Annotated in this window: 23 protein-coding genes; 5 read left to right on the plus strand and 18 right to left on the minus strand. The window is 64.6% G+C overall.

All coding sequences use genetic code 11. The annotated features are described in order from the left end of the window. From C453_RS02545 to hemC, 5 genes are all read right to left on the minus strand, one after another. On the minus strand, positions 1 to 1,419 hold the full coding sequence (locus C453_RS02545; protein ID WP_008322537.1) for a DHHA1 domain-containing protein: 1,419 nt from the start codon (positions 1,417 to 1,419) through the stop codon (positions 1 to 3). A 165-nt stretch (positions 1,420 to 1,584) separates the two neighbouring features. Then, entirely contained in the window at positions 1,585 to 2,847 is a 1,263-nt protein-coding gene (locus C453_RS02550; RefSeq protein ID WP_008322538.1) for an MFS transporter, read from the minus strand. Beyond that, positions 2,844 to 3,587: a uroporphyrinogen-III synthase gene (locus C453_RS02555; RefSeq protein ID WP_008322539.1), complete on the minus strand. Its 744-nt coding sequence runs from the start codon at positions 3,585 to 3,587 to the stop codon at positions 2,844 to 2,846. The genes C453_RS02550 and C453_RS02555 overlap by 4 nt, the downstream gene beginning before the upstream one ends. Further along, the gene (gene cobA / locus C453_RS02560) at positions 3,584 to 4,447 is read right to left on the minus strand and encodes a uroporphyrinogen-III C-methyltransferase (RefSeq protein WP_008322540.1); all 864 of its coding nucleotides are present in this window, start codon (positions 4,445 to 4,447) and stop codon (positions 3,584 to 3,586) included. Before cobA ends, C453_RS02555 begins: the two co-directional genes overlap by 4 nt. A 1-nt stretch (position 4,448) precedes the next feature. Beyond that, the gene (gene hemC, locus C453_RS02565) at positions 4,449 to 5,546 is read right to left on the minus strand and encodes a hydroxymethylbilane synthase (protein ID WP_008322541.1); all 1,098 of its coding nucleotides are present in this window, start codon (positions 5,544 to 5,546) and stop codon (positions 4,449 to 4,451) included. An 88-nt stretch (positions 5,547 to 5,634) separates the two neighbouring features. Between hemC and C453_RS02570 the strand changes: the two genes are divergently transcribed. Beyond that, entirely contained in the window at positions 5,635 to 6,126 is a 492-nt protein-coding gene (locus C453_RS02570) for a hypothetical protein (RefSeq protein WP_008322542.1), read from the plus strand. 39 nt (positions 6,127 to 6,165) lie between these two features. On the opposite strand, the gene C453_RS19870 is transcribed toward C453_RS02570, so the two are convergent. The 7 genes from C453_RS19870 to hemB all read right to left on the minus strand — a co-directional run bounded on the left by C453_RS19870 (position 6,166) and on the right by hemB (position 12,323). Further along, complete coding sequence (locus C453_RS19870) at positions 6,166 to 6,414, minus strand: hypothetical protein (RefSeq protein ID WP_008322543.1); 249 nt, start codon at positions 6,412 to 6,414, stop codon at positions 6,166 to 6,168. Positions 6,415 to 6,417: 3 nt separating this feature from the next. After that, positions 6,418 to 6,924 (minus strand): GyrI-like domain-containing protein, encoded by a 507-nt coding sequence (locus C453_RS19460; RefSeq protein WP_152418003.1) that lies wholly within the window; start codon positions 6,922 to 6,924, stop codon positions 6,418 to 6,420. Between the two features lie 150 nt (positions 6,925 to 7,074). After that, entirely contained in the window at positions 7,075 to 8,412 is a 1,338-nt protein-coding gene (gene hemL / locus C453_RS02585; protein ID WP_008322545.1) for a glutamate-1-semialdehyde 2,1-aminomutase, read from the minus strand. 32 nt (positions 8,413 to 8,444) lie between these two features. After that, positions 8,445 to 9,185, minus strand: coding sequence for a CPBP family intramembrane glutamic endopeptidase (locus C453_RS02590; RefSeq protein ID WP_008322546.1), 741 nt, complete (start codon positions 9,183 to 9,185; stop codon positions 8,445 to 8,447). Between the two features lie 75 nt (positions 9,186 to 9,260). Continuing rightward, positions 9,261 to 9,620 (minus strand): P-II family nitrogen regulator, encoded by a 360-nt coding sequence (locus tag C453_RS02595; protein WP_008322547.1) that lies wholly within the window; start codon positions 9,618 to 9,620, stop codon positions 9,261 to 9,263. Next, a complete protein-coding gene (locus tag C453_RS02600) occupies positions 9,617 to 11,005 on the minus strand; it encodes an ammonium transporter (protein WP_008322551.1) in 1,389 nt (462 codons plus the stop codon). The genes C453_RS02595 and C453_RS02600 overlap by 4 nt, the downstream gene beginning before the upstream one ends. Positions 11,006 to 11,330: 325 nt before the next feature. After that, positions 11,331 to 12,323 (minus strand): porphobilinogen synthase, encoded by a 993-nt coding sequence (hemB, locus tag C453_RS02605; RefSeq protein WP_008322552.1) that lies wholly within the window; start codon positions 12,321 to 12,323, stop codon positions 11,331 to 11,333. Between the two features lie 94 nt (positions 12,324 to 12,417). Here hemB and C453_RS02610 point away from each other — a divergent pair, with 94 nt between their 5' ends. Beyond that, positions 12,418 to 12,930 carry a DedA family protein gene (locus tag C453_RS02610; protein ID WP_008322553.1) on the plus strand — a complete coding sequence of 171 codons (513 nt, stop codon included), beginning with the start codon at positions 12,418 to 12,420 and terminating at the stop codon, positions 12,928 to 12,930. Between the two features lie 79 nt (positions 12,931 to 13,009). Here the strand turns inward: C453_RS02610 and C453_RS20325 are convergent, their stop codons facing one another. Together C453_RS20325 and C453_RS02615 are read right to left on the minus strand one after the other, a co-directional pair. Continuing rightward, on the minus strand, positions 13,010 to 13,174 hold the full coding sequence (locus C453_RS20325; protein ID WP_007544093.1) for a DUF6757 family protein: 165 nt from the start codon (positions 13,172 to 13,174) through the stop codon (positions 13,010 to 13,012). A 74-nt stretch (positions 13,175 to 13,248) separates the two neighbouring features. Then, complete coding sequence (locus C453_RS02615) at positions 13,249 to 14,043, minus strand: PHP domain-containing protein (RefSeq protein ID WP_008322554.1); 795 nt, start codon at positions 14,041 to 14,043, stop codon at positions 13,249 to 13,251. Positions 14,044 to 14,174: 131 nt separating this feature from the next. Here C453_RS02615 and C453_RS02620 point away from each other — a divergent pair, with 131 nt between their 5' ends. After that, complete coding sequence (locus tag C453_RS02620) at positions 14,175 to 14,459, plus strand: DUF5789 family protein (protein ID WP_007544095.1); 285 nt, start codon at positions 14,175 to 14,177, stop codon at positions 14,457 to 14,459. On the opposite strand, the gene C453_RS02625 is transcribed toward C453_RS02620, so the two are convergent. Further along, entirely contained in the window at positions 14,460 to 15,464 is a 1,005-nt protein-coding gene (locus tag C453_RS02625) for a DUF5784 family protein (protein WP_008322555.1), read from the minus strand. A 117-nt stretch (positions 15,465 to 15,581) separates the two neighbouring features. Here C453_RS02625 and C453_RS20330 point away from each other — a divergent pair, with 117 nt between their 5' ends. Continuing rightward, positions 15,582 to 15,755, plus strand: a complete 174-nt coding sequence (locus C453_RS20330) for a DUF5786 family protein (RefSeq protein ID WP_008322556.1) — start codon at positions 15,582 to 15,584, stop codon at positions 15,753 to 15,755. 26 nt (positions 15,756 to 15,781) lie between these two features. Here the strand turns inward: C453_RS20330 and C453_RS02630 are convergent, their stop codons facing one another. The 3 genes from C453_RS02630 to C453_RS02640 form a co-directional block, all read right to left on the minus strand. Then, complete coding sequence (locus tag C453_RS02630) at positions 15,782 to 16,480, minus strand: DUF7530 family protein (RefSeq protein WP_008322557.1); 699 nt, start codon at positions 16,478 to 16,480, stop codon at positions 15,782 to 15,784. A 112-nt stretch (positions 16,481 to 16,592) separates the two neighbouring features. Further along, complete coding sequence (locus tag C453_RS02635) at positions 16,593 to 17,525, minus strand: NAD(P)H-binding protein (protein ID WP_008322558.1); 933 nt, start codon at positions 17,523 to 17,525, stop codon at positions 16,593 to 16,595. Positions 17,526 to 17,591: 66 nt separating this feature from the next. Continuing rightward, complete coding sequence (locus tag C453_RS02640; protein WP_008322559.1) at positions 17,592 to 18,476, minus strand: zinc/iron-chelating domain-containing protein; 885 nt, start codon at positions 18,474 to 18,476, stop codon at positions 17,592 to 17,594. Positions 18,477 to 18,552: 76 nt separating this feature from the next. Between C453_RS02640 and C453_RS02645 the strand changes: the two genes are divergently transcribed. Further along, positions 18,553 to 18,756 carry a DUF7561 family protein gene (locus C453_RS02645; protein ID WP_007544105.1) on the plus strand — a complete coding sequence of 68 codons (204 nt, stop codon included), beginning with the start codon at positions 18,553 to 18,555 and terminating at the stop codon, positions 18,754 to 18,756. Positions 18,757 to 18,765: the final 9 nt, after the last annotated feature.

Consider the following 18,765-nt stretch of genomic DNA (forward strand, 5'->3'; position numbering starts at 1 on the left):
CTACGCTAACTGCTCGCCGACGATGCGGTCCGCTTCGGCGATGAACTCCTCGACGGTGCCCTTCGGAATCGTCGCGCCCGCAGCGACGTCGTGGCCGCCGCCGTCGCCGCCGACTGCACGAGACGCCTCGCGCATGACCGCCGAGAGGTCGAGACCCTTGCGAACCATCACGTACGACCCGCGCGAGGAGACTTTCACTTCGCCGTCTTCCTTGTCGGCGAACGCGAGGACAGGAATCCCAGCGCGCGTCGCGTCAGTACCGACGGACATCCCGGCGACGATGCCGACGATTGTCTCGCGAATCGCGTCGCCCGCGTCGAACCACTGGAGGTTCTCTTCGACCGTCACCCCGTGGTCTTTCACCCAGTTGAGCCCGTTCGAGAGATGTTTGCGGTGGTTCTGGAGGAGTCGGCGCGCCCGGTCGAGAGCGCGGTCGCGGTCGCCGAGACAGACCGCGAGACCGACATCCGCGCGGTCGTAGCGGGCTGTCGCGTTCAACACCGTCGAGAACTCGCTTACGTCGCGGAGTTCGGTCCCTTCGGCTTCCTGCGTCAGGACGTAGGTCGTCCCCACGAGGTCGTCGATGCGTCTGGCGGGAACGCCGCTGGCGATGGCTCGGCGCATCAGGGCACTGGCGAGCGTCTGTCGCTCGTCGCCCGTCAGGTCGACCCAGCGCTTCCACTCGCCGTCGTCGTCGCGGCAGGGCACGTCGAGTTCGGTCAGGAACTCGATGGCTCCCGCTTGGTCGTTGGAGATGCCCGGAATCCGCACGTCGGTCGCGTATTCGAGGAGTTTGGGAAGCGGTCGCGTCTGGCGGCCGTAGATGAGGAGGTCGGTTCCCTCGTCGACGACACCTGCCTCGATACCCTCTTCGACGATGCCTTCGTTCGCGCCGTGGAGGCCGCCGTCGGAGTCTTGCATGTCGCCGACTGCGCCGACGACGGCGAGGGCCGCGAGGTCGCGGTTGTCGCCGCCCTCGGGTTCGAGCGCCCGCGCGAGGACGTAACTCGCGCCCGCCCCGGAGAGTTCGGTCGCGCCATCGATACCGAACCGGAGAGGGTTGAGATGGTGTTCCGTCTCGACGCCCTCGGCCGGTTGGTGGTGGTCGGCGATGACCGGGTGGAAGTCGCCTGCGGCCTCGTGCTCGGCGATGATGTCGAGTTGGCCACTCCCAAAGTCAGTGAAGAGAACGGTGTCGTAGTCGGTCGCGGCGATGTCGGCGACCGACGCCGCGTCGAGTTGGCGACAGAACACCGTCTCGAACGGAATCCCGGCGCGTTCGAGCGCGGTCGAGGCGATGCCGGCGCTGGTCAACCCGTCGGCGTCGATGTGCGAAGCGAGAAGCACGCTGTCGGCGTCGCGGAGGCGGTCTGCACACGCCGTGGCGTGGGCCGTGAGGTCGGGGACGGGTCCGTCCATCAGTTCGATACTCTCGTCGTCACCGGCATAAACGCTGGCTGTTCGTGGTTGGTTCGGCTGTCCGGGTTGGGAGTCCGGTTGTTCGTGAGACGGGCATGCTGTGACGAGGTGGTCACGTCTTGGTACAAAAACCTGCGGAGAAAACGGGGGAGGCGGTGTGTTGGTTCAGAGCCGTCGCGTCACGACGAATAGCAACACGGCCGCAGCGACAGTCAACACCGTAACCATCGCCCATCCAGCGCCGTACCCAGAGAACTCGACTAACGCGCCGAACAGTGGTGGTGCGACGAGCCCGCCAGCGTTGATGGCGGTCTGGCCGCCGGCGGTCGCCGCGCCGATGTCGTCGTCGTCGACGACGCTACTCAGACAGGAGTAAAAGACGCCGGTCGAGCCGTGAATCGTGAGGCCGAGCGCGACGAAGACGCCGAGTGTGAGTACCAGCGACCCGCCGGACCCGGCGAGCAGGGCAAACAGAACGGTCGCACCCGTAAGCTGGACGAGTGCCACAGTCGCCGCGCCGCTTGCGCCGCCGAGTCGGTCCGCGAGGCTTCCAGCGCCGATGCGACCGACGCTGCCCGTGACTTGCGTCGCCGCGAGGACGATACCCGCCATCGACGCGCTCGCGCCGACCACGTCCTCGACGTAGAGGATGGTGTACCCGAGCATCGAGTAGATAGACGCGCCGACGAAGAGTCCCGCCGCGACGAGTGCGACGTAGGTTCGGTTGCTTCCGAGACCGGCGAGTTCCGGCGGTTCGAGGCGACCTGTCCCGTCGGTCCCACGATAGCTGACGGCGAACACGAGTGCGTACCCGACCGCGACGACGGCGATGAGCCAGAAGCCGACCTGCCACGCCGCGAACGCCGCGATACCGGTGACGATGAGCGACGACGCGCCGCTCCCGGCGGTGACGCCGACTTGCTTGAGTCCCATCGCGAGGTTCTTGCTTCCGGCAGGTGCCGCGGCGACGATACCCCGATTCGATGCGGGCATCGCCGTGGAGTAGGCCGCCCCGAGCAGGGCGACTGCTCCCAACAGAAGGGCGTACGACCCGGTTGCTGGCGTAAATGAGACGACGACGAGCGCGACGGCGAGCGCGAGCAACCCACCGAGCATCACTGGTTTTTCACCGAAGCCATCGACGGCCGCACCGCTCGGGAACAGCGCGACGGTGTAGCCGAGCAGTCCGGCGGTCAGGAAGAGCCCCACCAGCGACTCCGAGATGGAAAACGCCTCGCGGACGAACCCCGTGGCGGCAAAGAGCGTGTAGTAACAGAGACTCGCTGCGGTCTGCCACCCGGCGACTGCGCCGACAGCCCGCCACGACCCACGCTGGGACGGGCGTGTCTCCGGACCTCCAGTGTCGCCCGTACCCGTGGTGTCACCCGTGTTCCCGGTGTCTGTCACACCCGAGGTGTCGCCGCTCACTCGTGGTACGTCGGCGCGGCCGTCTCGACCACGTCGCAGGCGAGGGCGTCGAAGGTCGCCTCGTCGGGGACGATATCGACCTCGATACCGTGTGATTCTGCCGTCTCGCGCGTCGGCGGGCCGATAGCACCGACGATGGCGTCGTTCAGCCCGGCGATAGTTTCGTCACGAATGCCGCGGTCTGCGGCGGCGTCGAGGAAGTGCTCGACTGTCAGCGACGAGGTAAACAGCGCGGCTTCGAGGTCGCCGTCGGCCGCCATGACTGCTGCCCCGCCCGAGCCTTCGGGGCGCACGAGTCGATAGAGAACCGTCTCGTGAACGTCGGCACCGGCGTCTCGAAGGCCGTCGAGGAGGATCTGACTCCCGTGGTCGCTGCGGGCGACTTCGACCGTCGCGCCCGCAACGTCGTCTGCGAGGCACTCGACGAGTCCGGCGGAGGTGTACTCCTCGGGGACGTGTTCGACTTCCCAGCCAGCGTCTCGCGCGGCACCGGCGGTCGTCGGGCCGATACAGCACAATGTTGCTTCGCCCGGATTCCACCCGTCGGCCGCGAGGAGTTCGACGCCGGTCTTACTCGTGAGGACGACGAACTCGGCGTCTTCGGGTGTTGCGCCCGTCGGCTCGATAGCCAGCATCGGGTCGGCGACTGGTGTCGCACCGAGCGAGTCGAGGAGTTCGACGGCGTCCGCGAGGCGGTCGTCGTCGGGGCGGAAGACGGCAGCGCGAACTTGCTGGGTCATTCGCTCGATTCCTCGCTCGCGTTCGACTTCGGTGTGTCGCTCGCGGCCGTCTCAGCCAGCGCGTCGATGCCGCCGTCGCGGAGGAACGACTTCACGCGGTCGCGAACGCCCGCAACTTCGCCGATGACGGTGATAGCCGGCGGTTCGATGTCGGCCTCGTCGCGCACGTCGACGATGGTGTCGAGGGTGCCCGTGGCGACGCGCATCTCCGGCCACGTCGCGCGCTCGATGAGTGCGACGGGCGTCTCGGGGTCCATCCCCGCGTCTCGGAGTTCGCTCGTGTACAGCGGGAGTTTGCCGACGCCCATGAGGACGACGAGCGTGCCGCCGGTCGCCGCCAGCGCCTCCCAATCGACTGCCGACTCGTCTTTCGTCGGGTCTTCGTGACCGGTGACGAACGAGACAGACGAGACGTAATCGCGGTGCGTGACGGGGATACCGGCGGAACCGGGGCCGCCCACGGCGGAGGTGATGCCGGGGACAATATCGAACGGAATCCCGTTCTCAGCGAGGTGTTCCATCTCCTCACCGCCGCGGCCGAAGACGAACGGGTCGCCGCCTTTCAGGCGAACCACGTCGTTTCCGTCGCGTGCGAGTTCGACCATCCGTGCGTTGGTGTACTCCTGCGGCGTCCACTCGCCGTCGGCGCGCTTGCCGACGTCTTCGCGCTTTTCGGCCGGAATCATGCCGAGAATCTCCGGGCCGGGGAGCTTGTCGTGGAGTACTACGTCCGCCTCGTCGATGAGGCGTGCGGCCTTCATCGTCAGCAGTTCCGGGTCGCCCGGGCCGCTGCCGACGAGGTGGACTGTCCCGACTGATTCGGCGTCTGTGTCGTCGGTGCCGCGTTCTGCCCCTGTCATCTCACTCGTCCTCGGCGTCCGCGCTCGCTTCCTCGATAAGCTGTCCAGCGCCGCGCTCTCGGAGGTCGGCGGCGAAGTCGCGGGCGGCGGTGGCGTGGTTTCCAATCGGCAGGTCGCGGGTCGTCTTGATGGCCTCGGAGCCGTCGGTCGCGAGGACGTGCACGTCCACGTGGACGTGTTTGCCCTGTACGAGCGCGTGGATGCCGACCGGTGCGATACAGCCGCCGCCGAGCTCCGCGAGAATTGTTCGCTCGACCGTCGTCTCGACGCGCGTTCGCGCGTGGTCCAGTTTGTCGTGAACGAGGTCGATAATCTCTTCGTCGGACGCCGTCACCGCGATAGCTCCCTGTCCGGGTGCGGGCACGAAGTCCGAGCGGGGGAGTCGCGCGTAGGAGACCTTGTCCAGCAGTCCGCTTCGCTTGAGTCCCGCTTCGGCGAGGACGATAGCGTCGTACTCGGTGTCGACCTTGCGCTCCATCGCCTGCCGTTCGAGTTCGGAAAGGCTGTCGAACCACTCGTCGACGCGCTGGTCGAACTCGCCGTCGTGGTCGGTCTTCCCGTGTTTTCCCTGCCGTTCTTTGTCGTCGTCGACGCGCTGTTCGTGTTCGCGCTGGAGGTGCGTCGCCAGCAACTTCTCGACGCGGGTGTCCACGTTGCCTCGGAGTGGCTCGACTTCGAGGTCGTCGCGGTAGTTGAGCAGTTGCGCCTGCCGCCGGAGCGACGAGGTGCCGACGACTGCGCCCTCCGGTAGGTCGTCGATGTCGTGGCCCTCGCGCGTCACGAGCACGTCACCGGCTGGCGCGCGCTCGGGAACGCCCGCGACGACGAGGCCGTTCGGCTTCTCGGTCGGCATGTCTTTCATCGAGTGGACCGCGGCGTCCACCTCTCCGTCGAGAACGCGCTCGTCGAGTGCACGGACGAACGCTCCCGTCTTGCCCAGTCGGTGGATGAGCGTGTCCTGAATCTTGTCCCCCTCGGTCTCGACTTCGACGAGCTCCACGTCGAGTCGCCGACTCGCGAGCGCGTCCTGTACGCTCGCCGCCTGTGTGCGCGCGAGCGCCGACCCTCGCGTCGCGAGGCGAAGCGTCCGATTAGTCATACGCTGTTGTCTGCGTCCCGCGTTGAAAAGCCCTCCAGTTCGCGTCCGACACGCTGAGGTGTGACGTGTCGAACGAAGGGAAAAACGAATGGCCGCCGCCTGCGACGATTCCGGCATGCCCTCCCGCGACGGTTCAAATTCCTCCCACGGCGACTCTGCCACGCCCTCCCCCGACGACTCCGGTACCTCTCTCTTCGGTTCGCTGCTCCAGCAGGTCGGCGACGTCGTCGTCGTCGCACTCTTCTTGTTCGGATTGACCGCAGTCGTCGGCCCATTGGACCTACTCGTCTCGTCGCTCGGTGTTGCCCTTCCGCACTTCTCCGGGCTCATCGCCGCGGGTATCGTCGGATTCGGTATCGTTCTCTTTCGCCCGCTTCGACTCCGACTCGTCGTTCGTGTCTGGGTCGTCGGTCTCGTCACGACAGTCATCTCGACGACGCTTCTCGTCTTCTTCCAACTGGAAAGCAACGTCCCTGGAATCGCCCTCGCGTGGGCTGTCGGCGTCGTATTCGGTCTCGTGATGGCTTACCCGCCGTTTTGGAAACAGGCGGAAGCGAGACTCCGGGTCGAAGACGCATGAGTTGTGAGTCGAAGACGCGTGAGTTGCGGGCCGCAGAACTCAGCGCTCCACCACGACTTCTCTGGTGTTGTTGGCGTCGAGGCCGAACAACAGTCCGGCGAGGAACAGGAGTTCGTTTCCCGAGTAGTACTGGGTGACGATGAAATCGACGAGGCCGATGTCGGGCGCTGCGACGCCGAAGACGACCAAGAGAAGCGCGATAATCGCCGCGAGTCCGGCGACTGCTCGGACGACGATACCCGAGACGAAGCCGACGACAAAAATCACGACCGCCGCGAGCAGGCTCATCGCTTACTCGGTCGGGGTCACAGGAACGTAGTAGTCGTACGCTGACGTTGGGTCTCCCGACTCGAACTCGGGGCCGTACAGTTCGAACTCCGGGCTCGCCCCGTGTTCGTATCCGGATTGCGGTAGCCACTCGCTGAGGACTGCTTCGTGGTCGCTCTCGAAGCGTTCGAGTGTCGTCTCGAAGACTGCGTAGCTTCCACCTGGAACGTCTACGGTGACGAGTTCGTCCGGGACCTCATCTGGGGTGTCGACCGCGACACCGACAGTGTAGTCGAACTCCATCGTCTCCAAATCGACGTCGGTCATGACGCCGAACGCCTCGTCGCCGGTGGCAAGTGACTGGAATTCGTCCCAGCGCTGGCCGAACTCCTGCCAGAGGGCCTCGAAAATCGAATCGTCGCCCTCGTAGTGGGTCTGAATACCGACGACAGTCGTCGGTTCCCGGTCCACGATTTCGGGTATTACTGCCGCGCTATCATCACTATCTGGGTGTTTCTTGGAATGTGCCATGAGTTTCACGCCTCACCCCAAGGTACGACTCTCTTCTAGATAACAATATGACATCATTCTCATCGGATGGGAGTCCGTGTGCGGTGAATCGAAGAAGAATCCGGGATGCAGTGTCTCTTGCGGGCGACTCTCAGGTCTCCCTCGGTGCGACTACAGCGCTTCCTTGTACGCTTCCAGCGTCTCCTCGATATCTTCGTCCGTGTGCGCGTAGGAGACGAACTGGCCTTCGAACTGATTCGCACTGAGGAACACGCCCTGGTCTTTCATCTCCTGCCAGAAGACGCGCTCCCAGCGGTCGGTCTCGGCTTTCGCCACGTCCGCGCCGGTCTTTGGGCAGTAGTCGTAGTTCGGACACGCCTCGTGTTGCGTACAGCCGTCGTTGCACGCGTCGGCGCGGTCGGGTGCGCCGTGACGCGTGAACACCGTCTTGAACATCGAGTCGGTGCCGACGACCGTGTACTCGGGTGCTTGGTCTTCGAGGATGTCGGTGATGCCGCGGCGGAGTTTCTCACCGAGGCGGTTGACGTGGTCGTACACGTCGTTTTCGGCGGCGTACTTCAGGTACTCGTGGCCCGCGGCCATCGTGACTGGGTGACCCGAGAAGGTGCCGGACTGGAACACGTCGCCGCCGGGGGTGAACTGCTCGATGAGGTCGGCCCGGCCGCCGATTGCGCCGACGGGGAACCCGCCGCCGATAATCTTCCCGAACGTCGTGAGGTCGGGCGTGATGCCGAACTTACCCTGCGCGCACTGCAGACCGCCGACGCGGAAGCCCGTGATGACCTCGTCGAAGATGAGGAGCGCGCCGTGTTCGTCCGTGAGGTCACGGAGCGTCTGCAGGTAGCCGTCGACGGGGTGGATGATGGCCGTGTTGCCGAGGATTGGCTCGGTCAGGACCGCCGCGATGTCCTCGCCGTGTTCCTCGAACACTTCGTGAGCCGTCTCGGGGTCGTTGAACGGGACGGGAATCGTGTGTTCAGCGAACGACGACGGAATACCGGGTGAACTCGGGGACACACCGTCGGGTCCACCCTCAACGAGCGTGGTCTCCTGTGCGCCGTGGTAGCCGCCTTGCATGACGACGATTTTGTCGCGGCCGGTGGCCGCGCGGGCGAGTCGCACTGCCGAGACGGTCGCTTCGGTCCCGGAGTTGACGAAGCGAATCATCTCGACCGAGGGGACGTGTCTCGCGACGAACTCGGCGTGTTCGACTTCGATTTCGGTTGGCGCGCCGTACATCGGCCCGGCAGCGGCGTGCTTCTGGACGGCGGCCTGCACCGGTTCGGGGGCGTCGTGGCCGTAGAGCAGCGGCCCGTAGCCCATCACGTAGTCGATGTAGCGGTTTCCGTCGGCGTCGATGACGTGTGCGCCGTCACCGCGCTCGACGAAGAACGGATACGGCTTCGTGGCCCGAACCGAGGAGTTCACACCGCCAGCGAGGACTGAGAGCGCACGGTCGTACAGCCCGCGTGACTCGTCGTGGTTCATACGCGGCGGTTCGAACGCTCGGGGGAAAGAGCTTACTGGCTCGACTCGTCGTTCTGTGAAGCCGTCCCGTCAGCGGATTTGGTGGCGTCAGCGACGCCTCCGGCACCCGGCGAATCGGTCGCGAGCGCCCCTGCCAACAGGAGGCTCGCCGCGTTGTTCAGCGAGTGAATCGCCATCAACGCGACCACGTCGCGGACGATGAGGTACAGGACCGTCGTCAAGAGCGCCGGAACTGCGATTCGAGCCACTGCGCCACGATTCCAGCCGACTGCGTGGCCGAGAGTGAACGCCACGAACGAGATGCCACCGGCGAGAAGCGGGCTCCCAGTGAGTTCGAGCAGTCGCTCGATTGCGTAGCCGTGGAACAGCGCCTCTTCGGTGACGCCAGCGGTCACGGCCACGAAGATTCGTTGGCGACGCGACAGCGACGTCAACTGCGACATCTCTCCTTCGAGTCCGCCGACGCCGAAGCGATTGAACAGTGGCGTCGTCACCGCACTCGCCGTGAACAGGACGATAGTGCCGGTGACGACGATAATCGCGAACGAACCGAGGTCGAACGAGCGCCCCGTCATCGACGACAGTGGTCGCCCCTCGACAAAGACGACGTACCCGCATAAGACGGCCAAAAGCAGCCACTTGACCGCGTCGCTTGCGAGAAGGTCGCGCCGTGTGTCAGGTGGCGACGCGCGATAGCGAGTGACGACGAGACCCGCAATTGGCATCCCGGCGAGCGCGATAGCGAGACCTCCGAGGAGTTCGACGCTCAGCACGACGGCACACCGTTCATCGTCAGGTCGCTTGGGGCCGAGTTAAAAAACGGTTTCGCGTGGGGGCTCGCGCGCGGTTCAGACTGCGTCGCGGCCGGTCTTTCCGGTACGAACCTGTAGTGCGCCCTCGACGGGAAGGATGAACACCTTTCCATCGCCTTTCTCGCCGGTGTGGGCCGCATCGGCGATGGCGTTCGCCACGTCTTCGGCGGGGACGTCGGCGACGACGCACTCGATTTTGACCTTCTGATGGAGGTCGACCGTGTACTCTTCGCCGCGCCACTGGCTCTTCTTGGCGGGTTGCGAGCCACGGCCGGAGACGTTCGAAACGGTCAGTGAGGGCGCGCCGACTTCGGCAAGCGCGGTCTTCACGTCGGCGAGTTTGTCGGGCCGGATGATGGCCATGATGAGCTTGATGTCATCGGATTCGTCGCTCATTGGTCTTCACCTCCGTTCTCCGTCGTGTTCTCAGTGATAGTGACACCGCCGTCGGTCGCAGTCGCCTTCGCGGGCGTGCCGAGCCCACGGTCGGGACCGGAGTCGCCGACGAACTCGGGGTAGACCGAGACGCCGTGTTCGCCGATGTCGAGGCCTTCGAGCTCTTCTTCCTCCGAGACGCGGAGGCCAAAGATGGCATCAGTGAGCGCGAAGACGGCGGCGGAGGCGGCGATGGTCCACAGGGCGATGATGCCGACGCCAGCGACCTGCATGACCAGTTGCGTGGCGGAGAAGTCGCCGACCGCGAACACTGGGATGAGGGCCGTGCCGACCGCACCGGCGACACCGTGGACGGCGAAGACGCCACACACGTCGTCTATCTTCAGTGAATCGACCGTCCAGCGGTAGGCGGGCAGGACGATTGCGCCGCCGAGTGCGCCGAGGACGAGACCGCCCCACCACGTGACGTGGGGGACAGCGCCCGTGACAGCCACGAGTCCGGCGAGCAGGCCGTTCGCCATCCAGAGTGGGTCGGGCTTGCCCTGGTAGCTCGTCGAGACGAGCATCGCGGCAACTGCGCCAGCACCCATGCCGAGGGTGGTCACGAGTGCGACGCGGCCGAGTGCGGCACCCATGAACTCCAGACCGCCGCTTTCGGTCGCCGCGAGGACGGTCGCCTGCGTGCCGACGTTGAAGCCGTACCAGCCGAACGCGAGGATGAGCGTTCCGAGGACGGCGAGGAGCATCGAGTGGCCCGGAATGGGCTGGCTCTCGCCGTTTTCGTCGAAGCGCCCCTTACGCGGGCCGACCATCTTTGCACCGACGAGACCGGCGACGCCACCGCACATGTGGACGACGGTCGCACCGGCAAAGTCGAGGTAGCCGACACCGAGTGCGGCACCGAGGAAGCCGCTACCGGAGAGGAGGCCGCCGGACCACGTCAGGCCCTGTACGACGGGGTAGATGAATCCCGTGATGGTCGCCGCGAAGACGACGTAGGCGCGGAAGTCCATGCGTTCTGCGACCGCACCGGAGACGATGGTCGCGGCGGTCATGGCGAAGACGGCCCCGAAGAGCCAGTCAATCCACGTGCCGGAGTCTCCGATGTAGGAGAACGCGGCGGCCGCGTCGAAGCCACCCGGCGAGGTGAGTCCGCCAACGATAGTCGCCACGCCCGCACCGACGATGAAGTAGACGAGGACGCCCAGCGCCCAGTCGGTCATGTTCTTCATCAGGACGTTCCCCACGTTCTTCGCGCGAACCTGCCCGGCTTCGAGCAGTGCGAAGCCCGGCTGCATGAAGAAGATGAGGAACGAGACGACCAGTATCCAGACGTAGTTGATACCCTGCGCGACGACCGCCGGGTCGACCTGCAAGGGAATCACGCGTGTCCACCTCCAAATTCGATTGGTGGACAAAGTGGTTCTTTTTCACCAGTTCTGTGTAGATTGTGGTGCTTCATCACGGTTGAGCTTCATGAGAAGGTAGTAAATAAAGAGTGGGGTTGAAACTGTCCAATTTGGTGGTCCATAATAAGACGAACAAACAAAATACGGTAGAATACTATGCGTATAAGGTTGTATTCCGTCCAGAACTGAGACGAATGTTCGGCTCTGTGTGGACGAACGTTCAGGAAAATATTGCCACAGACGGCTGATTTCGTCGCGCGCGGTCCGGTCTCACGGGGTCGAGAAAACGGCTGGTGGTCGGTCAGCGACCGGACGATAACTGCTCTGCCACGCGCTCCGCAAAGTACGTGATGATGAGGTCCGCCCCGGCGCGCTTTATCGACAGCAGTGACTCGTGAGCCACCGCGTCGAGGTCGAGCCATCCTTTCTCGGCGGCAGCGTGGAGCATCGCGTACTCGCCGGAGACGTTGTAGGCGGCGACCGGGTGGTCCCACGTCTCGCGGATGGCACGGACGATGTCGAGATACGGCAGGCCGGGTTTGACCATCAGCACGTCGGCACCCTGTTCGACGTCGAGGGCGACTTCGCGCATCGCCTCGCGGGCGTTGGCGGGGTCCATCTGGTAGTGGCGGCGGTCGCCGAAGGCCGGGGCACCGTCGGCAGCGTCCCGGAAGGGGCCGTAGAAGGCGCTCTCGTACTTCGCGGCGTAGGACATGATTGGAACGTCGCTGTATCCCGCGTCGTCCAGTCCCTCGCGAATCGCCCCGACCATCCCGTCGGTCATCGACGAGGGGGCGACCATGTCGGCACCGGCCGCGGCGTGGGACACCGCCGTCATCGTCAGGAGGTCGAGCGTGGGGTCGTTTTCGACGGTGAGTGTCGGGTCGTCTTCGGCGTGCGATTCCAACACCCCGCAGTGTCCGTGGTCGGTGTACTCACAGAGACACACGTCGGTGATGACGTAGGCGTCGGTCTCGGCGGTGATGCGGCGGACCGCCTCTTGTACGACACCGTCCTCCGCGTACGCGCGCGACCCCTCGGCGTCTTTCGACTCGGGGATACCGAAGACGATGACGGCCTCGACGCCCGTTTCTCGGATTTCCGCGACGCGCTCGGCCGCCTCCGAAATCGGAACCCGTTCGTGGCCCGGCATCGACTCGATGGGGACGCGCTCGTCGGTCGTCGCGTCCACGAATACCGGCGCGACGAGGTCTGTCGCGTCGAGCGTCGTCTCCGAGACGAGCGGTCGAATCCCGTCTGTCCGAAGTCGTCGCGGGCGGTCGGTGAGGTCCATACGTCGGCTTCGACAGGCGGTGGCAAAACGGCGTCGCTCTCGGTACCGTGTCACACCATAACCGCTTTGCCACACCCCTCACAACGCGAGAGCGATGAGTGCCCCGGTTGCAGAACTTCCGCCCTTCCTTCGCGAACTTCTCGCGTCTGAACTCGCCTTTGTCGTCCTCTTTGCGGTGTTCGTCCTCGAAGGCGCGATGTTACTCTACGTCGCGCCGAGTGAACTGCTCGTCCCCGGTGCGCTGGTGCTGATTGGCCCAGAGCACCTCCTACCCATCCTAGGGATTGCCGTCCTCGGCGCGACAGTCGGCCAGTTCGCGCTGTTTCTCGTCGCCCAGCGCGGGGGCCGCGAGTATCTCCTCTCGCGGTCGTGGTTCCGTATCGACGAGTCCAAAATCGAGCGGTTCGACGGCTGGTTCGACCGCTGGGGCCCGCTTGTCGTCCCGGCGAGTAACGCGATGCTGTTCACGCGCGGGATGCTCACCGTTCCGGCGGGATTCGCCGAGATGTCGCCGCGGCGGTTCCTCGCGCTCTCTGCGCTCGGGACGCTCGTCTTCGAGGGCGCGCTCGCGGCGCTCTACCTGCTCGGTGGTCGAGTTCTCGCGTAGCTCTCTCGACTATCAGGTCCAAAAAAATGGATGGCTCGAAGGAGGGTAGCGGAGGATGTCCGGGGACCGGACTGCGACCTCACTTCGTTCGGTTGATGTCGAGTTTTTCTTTCAGGGCGGCGAGTTCCTCGGATTCGGCGAGTTCCTCGACGCGTTTACGGAAGTGTCGCTCACAGAGGCCGACTTTGATGGAGTCTTTCTCCGCGGCGTATGCGGCCTCGCGGTCGCAGTAGTGACACTGCATACCCCCTTTTCAGACCCGATATGATTTAACTCTACGCCCGCGTCAGACGGTGCAGTTGTCGGCTAAAAAACGAATCAGAGACCTGAAATCTCGTCCGCGAAGCGCTCGAACTCCGCTGCGGGGAGTCCGGCTTTCCCCAGTGTGTCGTCGTGTGCGTCGCTCCCGCCGGTTGTGAGCAAGTCGTAGGTTTCGATAGCCTCGTCGAGCAGGTCGGTGTCGACCTCGTAGCTGTAGGGGTAGTATCGCTCGACTGCGTCGAGGTCGGCACAGAGTTCGAGGGCGAACTCGGGGTCGCGGTAGCGAAACGGGTGGGCGAGGCTCACGACGTCGCACGCCTCTCGGAGAATACTGACACCGTCGTCGAAGGTCGAGAGAGCACGCGGGACGTAACACGGGCCGTCGGCGCCGATGAGGTCGTCGAACGCCTCCTGATAGTCATAGGGGGCGTCGCTCGCGTCGATAGCGTGGGCGATATGCGGCCGACCAATCCCGTGGTGGATGTCGATATCGAGGTGCACGCCGGTCGTCTCCTTGACGGCCGCGACGATTTTTCGGGCGCGCTCGACGCGGTCCTGCTGGAGACGCTCGACTTCGGCCGTGAGGGCGTCTGTCTGTTCGACGCCGTACCCGAGCAGGTCGACGCGGCGGTCCTCGGCGTCGACGCGTAGTTCGATTCCGTGGACGATAGTCACGCCCTCGCGTTCGACGACAGGTGCATCGAGTTGCGGATGGTATCGGTCGTGGTCGGTCACGGCCACGACCTCGACGCCGCCAGCACGTGCCGCGGCCGGGAGCGTATCGAGAGTGAGACGACCGTCCGAGGCGGTCGTATGGAGGTGGAGGTCCGCAACCGGGGCGTCGTTCGTCATACCCTGTGGTCCGTGCGAGGGACAAGAAGCCTTACGCGAAATCTTCAATTAAGGATGATTAAGGACTACAAAGTCTCTAATGACGCTCATGGAAAATCATTAAGAATGTGGTCCGGTTTCGTTGGGGTGTAATGCGCCTGAACGGACTCGGCGACGCAATCGATCGCCACGAATACCCGACTAGCTCGACAGACTTCGTCCAACACTACGGGGACGAAGTAATCGAGCTCCAAAACGGCCAGGAGACTGTCGCACAGATTCTGGCACGTCTCGGCGACGAGACGTACACTTGCCCGCAGGACGTGCGGGACTCGCTTTACACTGCAGTCGGGCACGAGGCAATCGGTCGCCGATACTACAGCGACCGCGACCCCAGCCCGCTGGGCGAAGACGGTCCGCAGATGCTCTCCTTCTAACTACGACAGCCACGGGAGGTCCACCGGGACCGACCCCTTCGCGTACCCTTCGACGTCTCCTGACGGCCGGAGTCGAAACACGACTGCGGGCCGGTGACGGACGTCCGGTTTCTCGCCCATGATGGCGGCCCAGTCGTCGTCGGGGAACGACGAACAATCGACGAACAGCGTTACGCCACCGCCGTGTTCGGCGAGTTGGCCCTGACCGCTGGTTTTAGTCTGTGCGGTGTCTCGAATCGCCGCGACCGGATTGCTCACTGACCGTCGATTCGGCGGGAGCGGCCGCGTCACTTCGACGAGTGCTCCACCCGTGCGGGCGTCGTCGACGCGGAAGTCGATGGAGTGGCCGGTCGTGACCTCGATTTCTGGCGTGATGTCGTACCCAGCCTCCGTAAGCAGGTGCGCCACGTCGAACTCGCCCATCGCCGCCGTCATCCGAATTCGGTCGAAGTACTCGGAGGTGCCGAGCTTTCCGGCCATGACTTCTCGGTACTCGTCGAGCGCCCCGGTCGCAAAGAGGCGCTCGTAGAACGACAGCGCCTCCTCGCGTGTCGCATCGGGGAAGCCCGCTGCGTGGTCGTAGAAGAACTCGCGAGTCGTCTCGCGCCCGTCTTTCGAGAGGAACACCGGGAGAAAGAACCACGAGAGATGCGGATACGGTTCCAGCCACGGCGACTCCTCGAACAGTTCGTCGATGAGCTCGCGCTGTGCCCAGCGAGAAATCGAGAAGGGTGCCTCGTCGAACCCTTCTTTGTCTGTTCGCCACAGCGAACTCGGCGTCTCGGTGTTGCCTAACCAGTAGGCGTGGTCGTCAGTCCACGCGAGGAGGGCGGTGTCGCCGTTTTCCATGTCGAACCGACGCGCCTCGTAACCGTCGGGTGGGGCGTGCGCTGGCGAACGCATCGTCGCACCGAGATTCGAGTCCAGCGGTTCGAAGACGTCGCGACGAACTCGTGATTCGTCCCAGCGACCGGTTGCAAAGCGAAAGCGGAGGGGGCGTGCCACAGGTGGTGTAGTCTACGGGGAGGTTTTATCTTTTCCCGCCATCCTCCCCGAATCTATCATGATTTTGATTGTCACCGTTAATTATATGTGGGAAGACTTCACACGGTATGATGAACCATGTCAATGGGTGCCTACGACGAAGAAGAACACGAACGCCGCGAACGCATGACGAGTCAAGTCGAACCCGGCACCGACGACGACCGAAACACCTACCGCGGAACGGTCGAGTACGACTCCGGCGACTCGACCGAGGCCCTCCTTGAGCAGTTCAAGCAGATGAAGGGCGACTGATTCGCGAACGCTTCTCGGCCGCCGTGTCACCGAACCCGAACGAGCGTCGCTGCGACTCCTGAGACGACGGTCACGGCGACGACGTGTCCACCAACCGCCACGAGGAGTATCGGTTGGTCCTGAAGAAACGGCACGAGGAGCAACTGTGCCGCGCCGAATCCAACGTTGAGCAGATTGACTCGTCCGACAGTCTTCGCAGTCGGGTCGTCGAAGCGGTAGCGGAGGACGCCCCAGAGGCCGACGACCGCCGCCCACCACGACGTTCCGATGCGGTAACAGAGGTCCCAGAGGACGAGCAGCATCAGATAGACGACCACGACTGGTGGTTCTGGGCCGAACAGTACCCTCACGAGTGGGACTGCCGTCTGCCGCCCGTCGAAGACGAACAGATGCGTCACGAGCGCGACGAACGCGAGCACCGCTAACACGACTTCGATGCTCGACCCGAACAGGAGGCGTCGGTAGGGACCCGGCACGGCAGCGGCGCGGGTCAACTGTCCCATTCGGAGCATGACGATGCTCCCGACCGCGGCGACGACGACTGCAGCAGTCCCGGCCACCGCCGCGGCCCAGAGGTCGTACACCCACGCGAGAGCGAGGACGGCGACCTCGAAGATAGCGACTTGCAGCGCGATTGCACCCGCCTCGCTGATGTTGACGCCCGGAAGTGCGCCGACGATGCTCTCGTAGACCCACGTCTCGCCGTACTCCGGGGCGTCGTTCATACGCCGCTGGTTAGGTCCCGTGACTTATCAATCGTCCTGCGTTCTCCTCTCTGAACCCCGTCGTCGCCAGCCATCCACTCGACTGACCGCGACTCACTCGACTGCCTGCGACTCACACCGTTTCAGTCGGTGATTCTACGGTGACGGTCGTCTCGTCTTCGGATTCTTCGCCCAGTGCCCGCTCGACTGCCTCGTCGAAGGGCGTCGCCTCGACCGAGACGATGTCGCGAATGCGGTCGTCCTGCACCACGACGGGATTCTTCAGTCCCTCGATGAGCGGCCGTGCGACTCCGGCGTCCACGTCGGTCACGAGGCTAATCCAGTACGACGAGAGCCGCGGCGTCAACACCGGTACCGGAACGATTCGCGGGTCGTGTCCGAGATGGGACCCGACTCGGTGAAGTATCTCGCGGTAGGTGAGTACCTCCAGGCCGCCGATTTCGTACGTCTCGCCCGCCGTCTCGGGGTAGTCGAGGACGCCGACGAGATAGCCAACCACGTCGGCGATAGCGATTGGCTGACAACGCGTTTCGACCCACTGCGGCGTCACCATCAAGGGAAGACGCTTCGCCAGTTGGCGAATCACCTCGAAACTCGCGCTCCCAGCACCGACGATGATTGCCGCCCGGAGCGTCGTCAGTTCGAACGCGCCAGATTCGAGGAGGTGTTCCACCTCGCGTCGAGAGCGAAGGTGCGGCGAGAGTCGGTCGCGCTCTTCGCCGAGGCCGCCGAGATAGACGACTCGCTCGACGCCCGCCGCTGACGCTGTATCCACGAAGTTGCGGGCCGCGAGGCGGTCGCGTTCCTCGAAATCGCCTCCCGACTGCATCGAGTGGACGAGATAGTACGCGGCGTCGACGCCCTCCATCGCCGGGCCGAGCGAGTCCGATTCGAGCAGGTCGCCCTCGACAACCTCGACAGCGTCCGGTCCCGTGTACCGACTTGCGTCGCGAACTAACGCGACCACGTCGTGGCCGGCGTCGAGGAGGGCGGGGACGAGGTGCCGACCGACGAATCCGGTCGCACCAGTGACGAGCACTCTCATGACTCATGCTAACGACACCACAGGTGTTAAAGACTCGTCGCGGGCGGCGGTCGCGCTGTCGGTGACTCAGTTTTCCTGCCGGATGGCGTCCCAACCAGGCGTCTCGGGAGCACCGCGTGCGACTTCGACGTCCGCCGGGTCGGGTGCGTCGACCGCGTCCTCACCGAGCACAGTTGCCGCCTCGACCCACGTCTCGAACGCGTCTCCGGCCCACGAGTCGGCTTCGAGTGTTCGTTCGCGGGCGTCGCGGGCGCGTTCGTCGTCGACTTCGGTCGAACCCGGGTGCGAGCCGACCGCGACGCCGACGAACTCGGCTCTGTCGGCCTCGGTCAGAGAGCGCGTTCGGAGTCGTTCGACCACGCCGTCCAGACGTTCAGGCTCGGGGTGGACGAACAGTTTCGCCCCGAGCGCGTGGGGACCGAGCAGGAGGCCCTGGTGGTTCTCTGGCGGCGTGTCGTCGAGCAGGCGGTCGCCACCGTGGATTCGCTCGACGCGTTCGCACTCGGTCTCTTTGTCGAGCACGAGGTTGTGACCGGGGTACTCCGAACACTCGGCGGGGTACAGGTCCGACTCGTGGATGCGACACTGGAGGGTATCGGGGTCGAGAAAGACACAGCTGCGCAGCCACGTCCGCTCGATACCGAACGGGGAGACGGGCTTCGGCGGCTTTCGCATTCCGACGAAGAACGCCGGTTTCCCGTGTATCGCAGCTACCTCGATGTCGTCGATTTCGACGCCCTCACCCGGCGCTGCTTCCCAGAGTCGCGGCGTCAACACGTCTCCGAGACCGGCGTCGACGAACTCGCGCACTTCGTCGCGCGTCAGGGGCACGAGATTGTAGGTGTCGTCGAGTGGTGCCCGCGGTCCGCGGCGCTCGTGGTCCAGCGTGACGGGCGAAACTGGTCGCCAGTCGATACAGCACCCAGCACAATCCTCACAATCGACACGCATGCCATAGAAATTACACGTCGATGGACATGAACCCCTCGGCGGGGTGTTTTTCCCGCCGCGTCTCCTCTCCCGGTGTATGGCTTCAGAACCGTGTGACGTCTGCGGGAAGCGCGTCCGCATCGCCGGCGGTATCGGCGACCTGTGGAACTTTCCGACCTCCTCGTCGGGCGGGATGACGCTCGAACTCGTCGACGGGTCCGAGCACTTCCTCTGTTTCGAGTGTATGGAGCGCCTTCCGGGCGACCGCGAACCGACGGCCGAAGACGTGGCGGCGCTGTAACTGTCTTCC

Source organism: Haloferax elongans ATCC BAA-1513, from assembly GCF_000336755.1.
Classification (GTDB): Archaea; Halobacteriota; Halobacteria; order Halobacteriales; family Haloferacaceae; genus Haloferax; species Haloferax elongans.